The following is a 13874-nucleotide window of genomic DNA, read 5'->3' as shown; positions in this document are numbered from 1 at the left end:
CCTGTGGATACTTCAGTGGTCGAGCGGCGCCGTTCAGGCGCCCGCGACCGGTTCCGTGACGGGCTTCCGCCGGGCTTCGGCGTCGGCGTCATCGGGGTGATCGGCGGTGGCGGCCTCGGCGTCGGTGGAGTCCCCCGAGCCCGCGTCGCTGCCGAACGGCGGGATGTGCTTGAACTTGATGAACACCAGGACGGCGACCGCGGTCAGCACCCCGGCGCTGATCCACGCCGCGAGGTTGAGGCCGCTGGTCACACCCGAGGCGGCCACGTCCAGCAGCGCTGACCCGACCGCGTCCGGCTGGCCCTCGGCGACGACCTGGGCGCCCGCCGCGGTCTCCGCCGCGGCGGTCCCCGCCTCGGGCGGCAGGCCCGCGGGCAGGTTCGAGCTGACATGGCTGGTGTAGACGACAGCGGCGATGCTGCCGAGGACACCGAAGCCGACCGACGAGCCCAGCTCGTTGCCGATCTGCGGCAGCGCCGAGGCCGCGCCCGCCTTCTCCGGCGGCGCCGCGCCGATGATCTGGCCGATGCCCAGTGACATCAGCGGACCACCGCCCAGGCACCAGATCGAGAAGCCGATGATCAGCGGGGTGGCCCCGGAGGTGCCGTCGTAGGTGGCGATGATCACCAGGCCGACGACGACGATGGCCAGTCCGGCGGTCAGGATGTGCGCGGGACGAATCCAGCGCGCCAGGTGCGGCGATCCCGCCGTGCTGATCGTGGCGAGGACGAGGCCGGGCAGCAGCGCCAGACCCGCTTCCACTGTGGACAGGCCGTCGACGATCTGGAAGTGCTGGGTGGCCAGCATCATGACACCGGCGGTCAGCGTGGAGTAGGAGACCAGCATGACCAGGCCGACGCTCAGCTCGCTGTTGCGGAACAGCGAGATGTCGAGCAACGGGTCGGTCAGCGCCTTCTGCCTGCGCACGAACAGCACGCCGCTCACGATGCCCACCACGATGGCGACGACCGGCAGCACGGAGAACCCGTGCTTGGCCAGCTCCTTGATGCCGTAGATCAGCGGCAGGATGGCCACCAGCGAGATCACCACGCTGAGCAGGTCGAGCTTGCCCGCGTCGGGGTTCTTGTACTCCGGCATGAGGATCGGGCCGAGGACGAGCACCAGCACCATCACCGGCACGCCGACCAGGAAGACCGAGCCCCACCAGAAGTAGTTCAGCAGGAACCCGCCGATGACCGGACCCACGATCGCGCCGACGGTGAAGAAGGCCGACCAGATGCCGATCGCCGCGCCCATCTGCTTGGGGTCGCGGAACATGTTGCTGATCAGCGCCAAGGTACAGGGGGCCAGCGTCGCGCCCGCGATGCCCAGCAGCGCGCGCGCCACGATCAGCATTTCGGGGGTGGTGGAGTAGGCGGCGAGGATGGACGCCGCACCGAATGCCGCGGCGCCGATCAGCAGCAGCTTGCGCCGCCCGATCCGGTCACCGAGGCTGCCCATCGTGATCAAGAAGCCGCCGACCAGGAATCCGTAGATATCCATGATCCAGAGCTGCTCGATGCTGCTCGCGCCCAAATCCGCAGTCAGGTGCGGTAAGGCCAGTAGCAGGACAAAGACGTCTACGGACACGAGCATGGCGGTCAAGGCCAATACTGCCAGCCCTATCCACTCCCGCCGCCCTGCCCTGGGTGGGGCGTCAGCAGTCACTTTACTCATCCTCTCGTCACTTCGGGGCCGAAACCATATTCAAGTCCCCGCGACGAGAACAGCGCATCTTCCAGAGTGCGCACCTTGGGCCAGACGGCCTAACGGCCATGGTGGAGCGCCCGCCCCGGGCCGGGGAAGGCAATTCGACTATAACTCACCTTTCTCGTCACTCAATCGAGTGAGCAACATCGGAGACGCCACCCCCGAGTGATCGGTGACAGCCTTTTGCTCGCGGTAATCCGCAAAAGAGTGACAGCGGTCCGGGGGTCGGTGGCCGCCACTGTGCGATTGGGGAGCAGATGCTGAACAGACGACAAATGCTGGCCTTGGGGGTCGGGACGGCCGCGGCGGGCGCGGGCGCCCTGCCGTACCTGAGCGGCCTCGGCAAGGGCGCGGCCACGCCCGGTGTGGGCGACCCGGTCAAGCACTCCGTCCGCCAGTTCGCCGTCCGGATGCCGGTGCCGAACACCGCCCGGCCGATCTCGACCAGCGGCGGCGTGGACGTCTACCAGCTGGGCATCCGCCCCACCACCGCCGAGCTGCTGCCCGGCGTGCAGACGCCGATCTACAGCTATGACGGCAGCTTCGTCGGCCCGACCATCCGGGCCACCACCGGCAGGCCGGTGCGGGTGACCTACCGCAACAGCCTGGACCGCGTGGCCAACGTCCACCTGCACGGCGGGCACGTCCCGGCCAGCAGCGACGGGCACCCGATGGACGTCATCGACCCGACGGGAATCCGGGAGTACCGGTACCCGAACACCCAGCAGGGCGCCACGCTCTGGTACCACGACCACTCCCACCACAACGAGGCCGAGCACGTCTACCGCGGCCTGCACGGCTTCTACCTGGTCAACGACCCGGTCGAGGCGTCCCTGCGGCTGCCCTCGGGCCAGTACGACGTGCCGATCATGCTGCGCGACGCCCTCTTCGACGCCGCGGGCAACCTCGTCTTCGGCGGCAACCCCGCCGACCGCGACACGATCCTGGCCAACGGCAAGGTCGCCCCGTACTTCCCGGTCGCGGCCCGCAAGTACCGCTTCCGGCTGCTCAACAGCGCCACCGAGCGGGTCTTCCGGCTCAGCCTCGGCGGCTACCCGATGGTCCAGGTCGGCTCGGACGGCGGGCTGCTCTCGGCCCCCGTGCGCCGCACCGAGCTGGCCATCAGCTCCGGCGAGCGGGTCGACATCGTCATCGACTTCTCCCGGTTCCCGGTGGGCCACCAGCTCGTCCTGCAGGACGCCAGCGGCCCGGTGCTGCGCTTCGACGTGGTCACCCGCGCCTACGACGACTCCCGCATCCCCGACGTCCTGCGCCCGCTGCCCGCGCTGCCCACGCCGAACGTGGTGCGCGAGGTGACGCTGGGCACCGACTTCTCCGGCGGCGGCGAGATCCCCGACGGCGTGGTCAACGGCAAGGTGTTCGACGCCAACCGGGTCGACTTCACCGTGCGCAGGGGCCACTCCGAGGTCTGGAACGTCACCAACGCCGACGGCGAGTTCGGCTTCATCCACAATTTCCACATGCACCTCGTGCAGTTCCAGGTGCTCGACCGCAACGGCAACGCGCCGCTGCCCGACGACCGCGGCCGCAAGGACACCGTGCTGGTCCCGCCCGGGGAATCCGTCCGGGTGCAGGCGACCTTCAACGGTGATTTCCTGGGCCGCTACGTCTACCACTGCCACTTCCTGGAGCACTCCGCCATCGGCATGATGGCGCAATTGGAAATCGTTCCGTAAGAAGACACCCGATCGCGGAGGGCCGGACCTGTGAGGGTCCGGCCCTCCGCGTCGTGTCCGGGGGCGTGCGCAATTCCCGCACGCGGGCGTATGACAAGGATTGCCCACCGGTGTGACGATCCTCCGGGGACGAGTATTCCCCGCCGGATTCGCGAAGGGACGAGCAGATGAGTGTGCCCACCCATTCCACCGTCGCCGATCTCGTCGACGCGTTCGCGGGCAGCGGCCCCGAGCAGCTCGACGAGCGGTTCCGGCGCCTGGTCGCCGCCCTGTGGGACAGGGGAGCGCTCACCGAGGCGGCCCTGCCCGCCGTGCCGCTGCTGGTGTCCACACTGGACATCGTCGACGACCGCCGCGCGGGCTACCTCGCCGTGCTGCTCGGTGTGCTGGCCGAGGCGGAGTTCCCGGCCACCGACGGCCCGGTGGCCACCGCCGTGCGCGAGGGCCTGGACCGCTACCTGGAGCTGCTGGCCGCCAGCCGCGACGGCGACCCGCTGACGCTGGCGCTGGTGTACCTGCTGGCGCACTTCCCCGGCGACCGCGAGCGCGTGCTGCCCGTCGCCGACGGGCTGGGCCTGCACGACGACGACATCACCAGGATGCGCCGCATCCTCACCCCGCCCGACCGCACTGCCCCGGACCTGGGCCGGGTGTGGCCGTCGCCGTCGGTGTGGTCGCTCGACGAGAGCGAGAAGGCCTTCGACCAGTCCTGGATCGGGGCGCTGACCGACGAGCAGTTCCTGCGCAACTGGGAGAACGACACCCGCACGATCATGGGCCACGCCGGGGCCAAGGCGTACTGGGCGGTCTGCAACGGCGTGCCCGCGCCGATCGTCACCCCGCCCGTGCCGCCGGTGGAGTCGCTGCGCTCCGACGGGGCGGACACCGCCGCCCTGTTCGCCCGCCACGCCGCCCTGCTGCGCTGCCCCGCCTGCCACGGCGGGCTGGAGCTGACCGACGACGGCGCGCGCTGCCCGGCGTGCGCGACCGCGCACACCGCGGCCAACGGCATCCTCAACCTGATGCCCGGGGCGGCGGCGCCCGCCACCGAGGCCAAGGACGACACCGCCGCCCTGCTGGAGAAGCTGGCCGCGATGCCCAGCATGGGCCTGTACTACGAGACGGTGCTGCGCCCGGCGTTCCTGCGGGCGATGGGCTCCAACTGGGGCGGGCAGGTGGCCCCGACCGACGAGGACGACTACATCGCCGAGCACGTCTTCCCCGTCGACGGCCCGGTGCTCGACCTGGCCGCGGGCGCGGGCCGGTGGACGTCGGTGCTGGACAAGGTCGTCGGCAGCGAGCGGCTGATCGCGCTGGACGTGAGCCTGCCGATGCTCGCGGTGCTGCGCAGCGCGCTGCCCGACGTGCCCGCCCTGCAGGCGAGCGCGATGGACCTGCCCTTCGCCGACGGGACCCTCGGCGCGGTGCTGTGCTGGAACGCCCTGCAGGCCATGCCGGACGCGCGCGCGGCCATCGCCGAGGTGGGCCGGTGCCTGCGCCCCGGCGGCACGTTCACCCTGCTGACCTTCCGCTGGGGCGACGACGCGCTCTACAGCCACTTCCAGAAGTCCCACCGCTTCCCCAACAGCGAGGACGGCATGGACATGTTCGACCCGGCCGACATCGAGGCGTGGCTGGCCGAGGCGGGGCTGACCGTGAAGCACCGGTGGAGCCCGGGCACCTTCGTCTTCCTGACCGCAGAGCGCGCCTGACGGGAGTGTCTGAAGTGGACTCGTGGGAAGTTCTGGTCAAGAAGGACGACCTCGCGGTCAGCGAGATCGTCGCCGAACCCGGCGCCGCGCTCGGCGATGGCCAGGTGCGCCTGGCCACCGAGCGGTTCGCGCTGACCCAGATCAACGTCACCTACGCCCGGCTGGGTGACTCGCTGCTGCCGTTCTGGAACGTCTTCCCCGGCCCCGAGGGCTACGGCCGGGTGCCGGTGTGGGCCTTCGCCAGGGTGGTCGAGTCCCGGCACCCCGAGGTGGCCGAGGGCAGCCGGTTCTTCGGCTACCTGCCGATGGCCACCGGGCACGTGGTCGACGTCGACCCGGTGGCGCGCGGGTTCGTCGACCCCGCGCCGGAGCGGGCCTTCCTGCACCCCTGGTACCGCACGTACCAGCGGGTCGGGGAGACCGACGTGCTCGACGACTTCCGGGCCGTGCTGCGCCCGCTGTTCCCGGCCTCGTACAACCTCGCGGCGTTCCTGGCCGAGCACGCCCGCGCGGGCGTCAAGTCGGTGCTGGTCAGCAGCGCGTCGAGCAAGACGGCGCTGGGCATGGCCGACCTGCTGCACCGGGAGTCGGGCCTGACCACGGTCGGCCTGACCTCGCCGGGCAACGTCGACTTCGTGCGCTCGCGCGGGGTGTACGGCTCGGTGGCGACCTACGCCGAGATCGGGTCGCTGTCGCTGCCCGGCCCGACGGTGTTCGTGGACTTCACCGGCCAGGTGGCCACCCTCGCCGCGGTGCACGAGCGCTTCGGCGGGCAGCTCGCGCACACCGCGCTGGTCGGCTACACCCACCCCGACGCCGTCGTGGTGCCCCCGGAGCTGCCCGGCCCGACGCCGAAGATCTTCTTCACCCCGGCCGTCGAGGGCGCGACGATCGCGGCCGAGGGCGAGGACGCCTACTTCGCGCGCTACCACGAGGCCGAGCAGCGGTTCATCGAGTCCGTGCCGGGCTGGTGCGCGCTGGAGCGCCTGAGCGGTCCCGAGTCCGTGGCCCGGGTCTTCGCCGCGCTGGCCGCGGGCGAGCAGGACCCCGGCGCCTGCCACGTGTTCACTCCCTGATGAAAGGCATAGGCAAGTGACCGAGACAGAGCACCGAGTCCCGGCCGGGGCCGTTCCGGAGTTCGGGCCCGCCACCATCACCTCGGCCGACCCCCGCTACGACAGCCTCATCCGCGGCACCAACCACCGCTTCGTCGCCCGGCCGGACTACGTCCGCGTGGTCACCACCACCGAGCAGGTCGTGGCCACCGTCGGCGCGGCCGTGGCCGCGGGCGAGCGGATCACCGTGCGCAGCGGCGGCCACGGGTTCGAGGACTTCGCCACCGCGGACAGCGGCGTCCTGCTCGACATGTCGGAGATGACCAGGGTCTACTTCGACGCCGAGCGCCTGGCCTTCGCCATCGAGCCCGGCGCGACCCTGGGGCACGTCTACCGGACGCTGTTCAAGGGCTGGAACGTGACGGTACCGGGCGGGGAGTGCCCGGAGGTCGGGGTCGGCGGGCACTTCGCGGGCGGCGGCTACGGGCCGCTCTCCCGGCGCCTCGGCGCGGTGGTGGACTACCTGTGCGCCGTCGAGGTCGTCGTCGTCGACGCCGACGGGACCGCGCGGGCGGTCATCGCCACCAACGAGACCGACGACCCGAACCGCGACCTGTGGTGGGCCCACACCGGCGGCGGCGGGGGCAACTTCGGCATCGTGACCCGGTACTGGGTCCGCTCGCCCGGGGTGACCTCGACCGAGCCCCAGGACCTGCTGCCCACCGCGCCCGCGCAGTGGCGCAACGGGATGGTGGCCTGGTCGTGGGAGTCGATGACCGAGGCGGGCTTCAAGCGCCTGCTGCGCAACGTGGGTGACTGGTTCGAGCGCAACAGCTCCCCGGACTCCCCGCACGCGGCGCACTCGGCGTTCTTCTACTCCACCCACCGCTCCGGCGGAATCCTGATCATCGGCGGGATGGTCGACGACGCCGTCCCCGGCGCCGAAGCCCTGCTGGACGGGTACTTCGACGCGGTGAACGAGGGCGTCGGGGTCGAGCCGGTGATGCGGATGCAGACGGTGAAGCCGTGGCTGTACTTCGCGGCGTTCCCGGGCTGGGGCGACCAGGGCAGCCCCGACGTCCGGCGCATCAAGATCAAGGCGGCATACCTGCGGCGCGGGTACACCGACCGGCAGATCGACGTGGCCTGGGACCACCTGGGCCGCGAGGAGCCGAGCAAGGCCGAGCTGATCCTGATCGGCTACGGCGGCGAGGTCAACACCGTCCGCCCCGCCGACACGGCCACCGCGCAGCGCGACTCCATCATGAAGGCCGCGTACATGGCGTGGTGGGCGGGCGAGGCCGACGACGAGACGAACATCGGGCAGGTGCGCGCGCTGTACCGCGACATGTACGCCGAGACCGGCGGGGTCCCGGTGCCCAACGAGTACAACGACGGGTCCTACATCAACTACCCGGACCAGGACCTGGCGGACCCGGAGCTGAACACCTCCGGCGTGCCGTGGTCCACTTTGTACTACAAGGGCAACTACCCGAAGCTGCAGCAGGTCAAGAAGCGCTATGACCCGCTGAACGTCTTCCACCACAGCCTGTCGATCGAACTCCCGCAGGACTGACGCGGGACAACGAGCCGCCCACCCGGGAACGGGTGGGCGGCTCTTTTGTGCCTGCCCCCGGATTCCTGCCCCTGGATTCCTGCTCCCGGATTCCTGCTCCAGGCACGACAATGGCCCGCCGGATCACCCCGGCGGGCCACTCGTCGGCTGGTCAGTCGACGCTGAAGCAGTTCGACCCGCGGGTTGCGATGCCGCGGACGTCGGTGTTGTAGGCGTAGAGCCTGGCCTCGGCGTCCACGTTGGCCACCGCGAACCGCTCGGCCGGGTCCGCCCCGTTCTCCAGCACGTCGGCCATGGCCGCGGTCAGCACGTCGTGGATTCCGGCGTAGTCCCCCAGCAGCGGGCCCCGGGCCGCGAGCGAGCCGTCGGCGAGCGCCAGCTGGTCCGGCGCCACGCGATGGTACGGGTGCTTCTCGAACCACCCGTCCGCCGTCAGCACGTCCATCGCGCTGTTGGTCACCGGGATGAAGCTGCTCACCTTGTGCCACTCGGCGGCGTTGCGCGGGTTGTTCACGAACTGCATGAACGCCAGCGCCCCTTCCCGGGTGGCGTCGTCGAGCCCGTTGCCCAGCCACAGCGACGTGCCCGCGATCGCGTTCCCGCCGAACGGCGCGAGGTCGTTGTACGGCAGCCTGCTGACCTCCAGCTCGAACCCGGCGGCCTCGGCCGCGGCCACGGTGTACTTCACGTCCGTGCACGAGCTGAACCGGAACGCCACCTGCTGCGCGGCGAACGCCTGGAAGGTCCCCATCCAGTCGGCGATCTTCCCGGTGTGCAGGTAGTGCCCGGCGGCGTGCAGCTTCTGCCACCACTGCGCCCAGGTCACCATCTCCTTGCCGCCCAGGTTGAGCGTGCGCGGCCGGGTGGTGCGCCCGTTGTCCGGCTCGGCGAACAGGGCGCCCTGCGTCGCCAGGGCCTGCTGGAAGAAGATCCCGTGGTTGGCCCACGTGATCGTGTGCGGCGGGGCCTGCGGCATCCGGGCCACCGCCTCGCACGCGGCCTCCAGCTCGGCCCACGTGGTCGGGACGCGCTCCACGCCCGCGGCGTCCATCAGGGTCCGGTTGGTGTAGAGCAGGCTGGTCGTGCCCACCGTGGGCATCGACATCAGGTCGCCGTCGTGGGAGTAGAAGTCGCGCAGCGGGGCGATGATGTCGTCGAGGACCACCGGCTCGCCCAGGATCTCCGAGCGGCCCGCGACCGCGTCGGAGACCGAGGTGAACAGCGGCAGGCCCTCGGCGTCGACGGCGTCGCGGGCGGCCAGGGTCGCGGTGTAGTAGTACTCGGCGATCGCGGGCCTGCTGCCGGCCAGCGCGGCCTGGTGGATCTCCTCCGGCATCCGCCGGAAGTTGCTGTCCCGCACCCGGACCTCGTACTCGGGGTGGCGCGCCTGGAACTCCGCGGCCATGCGCCGCAGGGGCGCCATGTAGTCAGGGAACGTGAGGTCGGCGAGCCAGACGTCCAGGACGGTCATGCCCTGCTCCTTTCGAGTCGTCACGCCGCGCGCGGCAGGCCGGGGGCGGGGCGGGTCGCCGCGCCCGCGCGGAGGCGGGCGCGCAGGTCGGCGAGGTAGCCCGCGACCACCTGCGGGACCACCTTGCAGTCGAGCACGAGGGTGCCGCGGGCCCCGGAGTCGCGCCACGCCCGGACGGCGGCGAGGTCGTCGACGGTGCGGACGGTGGCCGCGCGGGCGCCCAGGGCGCGGGCCACGCCCGCGAAGTCGGTGTCCCCGAAGGCGATGGTGTCCAGCACGTTGGTCTGGTCGCCGTAGACGTGGACCTCCCAGCCGTAGGCGGCGTCGTCGAAGACCACGACCAGCGCCGACTCGGCGGTGCGCACCAGCGTCTCCAGCTCGGGCAGGCCCATCAGCGCGCCGCCGTCGCCGACGGCGATGACGGCGGTGCGGTCCGGGCGCGCCGCCGCGGCGCCGACCCCGCCCGCGAGGCCGAGCCCGATGCTCATGAAGGACGCCCCGGTGAACACCAGCGCCGCCGGGTCGGGCACCGGCCAGTACATGATCGGCCAGCCGACGAAGTGGCCGCCGTCGGTGACCAGGGTGCGCTCGGCGGGCAGCAGCTCGCCCAGCGCCTTGACCAGCGTGCGCGGGTCGATCCGGTCGTCGGTGCCCTGCTCGTCGTGCGGGATGTCGGCCCACGCGGTGCCCGCGAGGCTGACCTCCTCGCGCCAGCGGCTCGGCGACGGGCGCAGCCGCTCCAGCAGCGCCGCCGCGGTGGCCGCCGCGTCGCCGGTGATGTCGATGTCGACCCGCGGCGACGGGCGCGCGCCCGCCAGGTCGACCCGCACCAGGGTGGCGTCCGGGTGCGGCAGTTCCCCGCCGTGCAGGGTGAAGTGGTTGAGGCTGGCCCCGAAGGCGACCACCAGGTCGGCCTCGCGGATCAGCTCGGCGGCCCGCGGCGTGGCGAACCCGCCGCAGATCCCGACCGACCACGGGTTGCCCGCGAACAGCCCGTCCCCCATGACCGAGGTGGCCAGCAGGCCGCTGACCCGCTCGGCCAGCTCGGCGATCGCCGGGCCCGCCCCGCTGCGCCACGCCCCCAGACCGCCGAGCAGCAGCGGTTTGCGGGCCTGCGCGAGCAGGGCCACGAGGGCGTCGACGTCCCCGGCGCCCGCGGGCTCGGCGGCGGGCACCGACACCACGGCCCCGTCCTCGGGCACGGCGGCGAGCAGCAGGTCGTCGGGCAGGCACAGCACGACGGCGTGGCCCGCGCGGGCCAGTTCCAGCGCCGCCACCGCCGCCGCCCGACCCTGGGAGGCGTCGGTGACCCGGACCGCGTGCGCCCCGAGGGTCTCCACGAACGCGGACTGGTCGATGTCGGTGGGCCGCGGCGGCGTCCCCTCGGGCCGGTCGCCGCACAGCACCAGCACGCCGCTGCGGTGCTTGGCCGCCTCGGCGAGGCCGGTGGCCACGTTGGTCAGGCCGGGCCCGTAGGTCGTGGTGCACACCGCGACCTCGCCGGTGGCCCGGTGGTAGGCGTCGGCCATCGTGATGGCCCCACCCTCGTGGCGGGCGGCGACGTACTCCACGCCGTTGGCCACCAGGGCCTCCACCGCGTAGATGTTGCCGTTGCCGACCACCCCGAAGGCGTGGCGGACACCGCTGTCGGCGAGCGCGCGGCCGACGGCGGCGGCGAGAGTCCGCATCCCGCTCACCCGTCGAGGAGGCTGTTGCGGCGCGAGCGCAGCTCGGAGAAGGAGTCCAGGTCCGGCACGGTCCAGCCGTCGAGGTCGTACTCGGACAGGCACTCGTCGACGAACGCCTTGTACGCGTCCACCTGGCCGTTCATCGTCTGCGACGCCAGCAGCTCGGCCCTGGTGTTCTCGTGGTTGCCCGCGTAGTTGCGCTCGTAGAGCTCGTGGCGCCCGCCGAACTCGGTGCCGACCGCGTCCCACAGCAGCTTCATGACCTTGACCCGCTCGACCGCGCTGACCCCGTTCGAGCCGCGCACGTACTTGTCGAGGTACCCGCGGATCTCCGGGTTCTTGAAGTCCTCGGCGCTGGAGTTGAGGTAGATCAGGCCGCTGGCCACGTCCTGCATGATGATCTCCCGCACGCGCGGGTAGCCGACCTGCATGAACCACCGGTACGCCAGACCATACTGCGGGTTGGGCAGCACGGCGCCGTTCTTCCACGGCACCGGGTTGCGCGCCGCGGCGTCCGACAGTGCCCAGAACAGGTTTCGCCAGGCCAGGATCTCCCCGAGCCGGACCTGCACGCCGCGGAAGTCCTTGCTGCCGGTGATCTCCAGGGCCTTGGCCAGCAGCCCGGCGATGAACTCCAGCTTGACCGCGAGGCGGGTGCAGCCGTGGAAGGTGAACCGCTCGATGAACCCGGACTGGCCGGTGAACAGCTGGACCTTGCCGATGTTGCCGTAGATGAAGATGTTCTCCCACGGGATGAGCACCTTGTCCAGGATCAGGATGGTGTCGTTCTCATCCATCCTGGAGGACAGCGGGTAGTCGAACGGGCTGCCCATCACCGCGGCGGTGGCCGCGTAGGAGGAGCGGCAGATCAGCTTCATGCCCGGCGCGTCCATCGGCACGGTCGCCACCAAGGCGAAGCGCTTGTCCTTGATGGGCAGTCCGTAGTGGGCGATGAAGTTGTAGTGCGTCAGCGCGGACGCGGTGGCGACCACCTTGGCGCCGCTGACGATCACCCCGGAGTCGGTCTCCTTCTCCACGTGCACGAACACGTCGGCGACCTGGTCCGGCGGCAGGTTGCGGTCCACCGGCGGGTGCACGATCGCGTGGTTCCAGAAGAGCACCTTCTCCTGGGACTCCTTGTACCAGCGCTGCGCGTTGGCACCGTAGGGCTCGTAGAACTCGGAGTTGGCGCCCAGGGTCCCCAGGAACGCCGCCTTGTAGTCGGGGCTGCGGCCCATCCAGCCGTAGCTCATCCGCGACCACTCCGCGATGGCCTGCTGGTGCTCGACCAGGTCCTCGGCGCTGCGGGCGGTGGTGAAGAACTTGTGGGTGTAGCCGTCGCTGCCGGTGTCCGTGGGACACGTCAGCACCTTCTGCTTGGCCGGGTCGTGGAGCGCGTCGTAGAGCCGCGCCGTCATCCGCACCGAATTGGCGAAAGCCGGGTGCGCGGTGACGTCCTTGATGCGCTCGCCGAAGATGTAGATCTCACGGTCGTCGCGCAAGCTCTCGATATACTCGTCGCCGGTCAGCGGGCGAGTCTTGGGCCGCGACTGGTCTTGTTGCTCGGTCACCGGTAACCATCCCTCTTTCGTCCGCTGTCCTCGCTCGCCTGGCGTTGAGATCGATATTGGCATCGGCGGGCGGGGTCACGGGTCTCCCTGCGTGCGAACTTCCTTTTGCTGAAACGGAAACGCGCAGTATCAAAGGTGCGGCGGCGCTTCACGGAGTGGGACGGTTCCTGACGAGCATCTATGCGCGTAGGAGGAATAGGCGATGACGACCGAAGTTCCCTCCAGGGAGGAACTCGTCCAGCGCGCCGCCAAGCTGGCGCCGCTGTTGCAGAAGCACGCGAGCTGGTCGGAGGAGAACCGGCGGCTCCACGACGACGTGATCGACGCGATGGCCGACGCCGAGATCTTCAAGCTGCGTCGACCGAAGCGGTACGGGGGTTTCGAGGCCGACACCAGGACCCTGGTGGACGTGGCCGCAGAACTGGGCCGCGGCGACGGATCGGCGTCGTGGGTCGCGTCGGTGTACACCATCCCGGGCTGGATGGCGTGCCTGTTCCCCGACGAGGTGCAGGACGAGGTGTTCTCGACCCCGAACACCCGCATCTGCGGCACGCTGAGCCCCTCGGCGATGGCCGCCCCCGCCGACGGCGGTGTGGTGGTCAACGGCAAGTGGCAGTTCATCAGCGGCGCCCACCACGCGCACTGGCAGGAGGTCATCGCGATCTTCGTGCCCCCGGAGGGCGAGCCGTACCCGATCATGGCGCTGGTCCCGATGTCGGACCTGCTCGTGGTCGACGACTGGTACACCTCCGGCCTCAAGGGCACCGGCAGCGTCTCGACGGTCGCCAAGGACCTGTTCATCCCGGCGCAGCGGGTCGTTCCGCTGCCCGCGGTGCTGCAGGGCCAGTCGGCGTCCAAGGGCAACGCCGAGTCCCCGATCTACAACGCCCCGCTGCTCCCGGTGGCCGCGGCGTCCTCGGTCGGCACGGTGGTGGGCATGGGCCGCGCGGCCCGCGACGCCTTCCACCGCCGCCTGCCGAACCGGAAGATCACCTACACCGGCTACGAGTCCCAGCGCGACGCGCCGCTGACCCACCTGCAGGTGGCCGAGGCGACGATGAAGCTGGACCAGGCCGAGTTCCACGCCCACCGGCTCTCCACGCTGGTCGACGACAAGACCCTCGACGGCACGGAGTGGAAGCTGGAGGAGCGCGCCCGCGCCCGCGCGGACCTCGGGGCGGTCGTGCGGCTGTCCAAGGAGGCGGTGGACACCTTCGCCACGGCCAGCGGTGGCTCGTCGATCTACACCGACGTGCCGATCCAGCGGATCACCCGCGACATCGCCGCGGTCAACCTGCACGCCCTGATGCACCCCAACACCAACGCCGAGCTGTACGGCCGGGTGCTGTGCGGCCTCGAGCCGAACACCCTCTACATCTGACACCTCGGAAAGG

The 13874-nt window shown here is 71.0% G+C and carries 9 protein-coding genes; 5 read left to right on the top strand and 4 right to left on the bottom strand.

Annotated elements, in window-relative coordinates; genetic code table 11:
* Window positions 1–33 precede the first annotated feature (33 nt).
* The gene (locus tag ACTG9Q_RS19670; RefSeq protein ID WP_455574275.1) at window positions 34–1677 is read right to left on the bottom strand and encodes an MFS transporter; all 1644 of its coding nucleotides are present in this window, start codon (window positions 1675–1677) and stop codon (window positions 34–36) included.
* A 290-nt stretch (window positions 1678–1967) separates the two neighbouring features.
* Between ACTG9Q_RS19670 and ACTG9Q_RS19665 the strand changes: the two genes are divergently transcribed.
* The 4 genes from ACTG9Q_RS19665 (at window position 1968) to ACTG9Q_RS19650 (ending at window position 7750) form a co-directional block, all read left to right on the top strand.
* Entirely contained in the window at window positions 1968–3407 is a 1440-nt protein-coding gene (locus ACTG9Q_RS19665) for a multicopper oxidase family protein (protein WP_455574274.1), read from the top strand.
* A 167-nt stretch (window positions 3408–3574) separates the two neighbouring features.
* Window positions 3575–5119, top strand: coding sequence for a methyltransferase domain-containing protein (locus tag ACTG9Q_RS19660; protein WP_455574273.1), 1545 nt, complete (start codon window positions 3575–3577; stop codon window positions 5117–5119).
* A 14-nt stretch (window positions 5120–5133) separates the two neighbouring features.
* Window positions 5134–6195 carry a DUF2855 family protein gene (locus ACTG9Q_RS19655; RefSeq protein WP_455574272.1) on the top strand — a complete coding sequence of 354 codons (1062 nt, stop codon included), beginning with the start codon at window positions 5134–5136 and terminating at the stop codon, window positions 6193–6195.
* Between the two features lie 16 nt (window positions 6196–6211).
* Window positions 6212–7750, top strand: coding sequence for an FAD-binding protein (locus ACTG9Q_RS19650; RefSeq protein WP_455574271.1), 1539 nt, complete (start codon window positions 6212–6214; stop codon window positions 7748–7750).
* A gap of 151 nt (window positions 7751–7901) precedes the next feature.
* Here ACTG9Q_RS19650 and ACTG9Q_RS19645 read toward each other — a convergent pair whose 3' ends face one another.
* From ACTG9Q_RS19645 to ACTG9Q_RS19635, 3 genes are read right to left on the bottom strand one after another with little or no spacing between them, the layout of a single operon-like run.
* Window positions 7902–9221: an extracellular solute-binding protein gene (locus tag ACTG9Q_RS19645; protein ID WP_455574270.1), complete on the bottom strand. Its 1320-nt coding sequence runs from the start codon at window positions 9219–9221 to the stop codon at window positions 7902–7904.
* Window positions 9222–9241: 20 nt separating this feature from the next.
* The gene (locus ACTG9Q_RS19640; protein WP_455574269.1) at window positions 9242–10909 is read right to left on the bottom strand and encodes a thiamine pyrophosphate-binding protein; all 1668 of its coding nucleotides are present in this window, start codon (window positions 10907–10909) and stop codon (window positions 9242–9244) included.
* A 5-nt stretch (window positions 10910–10914) separates the two neighbouring features.
* Entirely contained in the window at window positions 10915–12480 is a 1566-nt protein-coding gene (locus ACTG9Q_RS19635) for a 4-hydroxyphenylacetate 3-hydroxylase family protein (RefSeq protein ID WP_455574268.1), read from the bottom strand.
* A 202-nt stretch (window positions 12481–12682) separates the two neighbouring features.
* On the opposite strand from ACTG9Q_RS19635, the gene ACTG9Q_RS19630 reads away from it, so the two are divergent.
* The gene (locus ACTG9Q_RS19630) at window positions 12683–13861 is read left to right on the top strand and encodes an acyl-CoA dehydrogenase family protein (RefSeq protein ID WP_455574267.1); all 1179 of its coding nucleotides are present in this window, start codon (window positions 12683–12685) and stop codon (window positions 13859–13861) included.
* Window positions 13862–13874: the final 13 nt, after the last annotated feature.

It is taken from the genome of Actinokineospora lacus (assembly GCF_053813445.1).
This window is presented reverse-complemented; position numbering and strand designations above follow the sequence as displayed.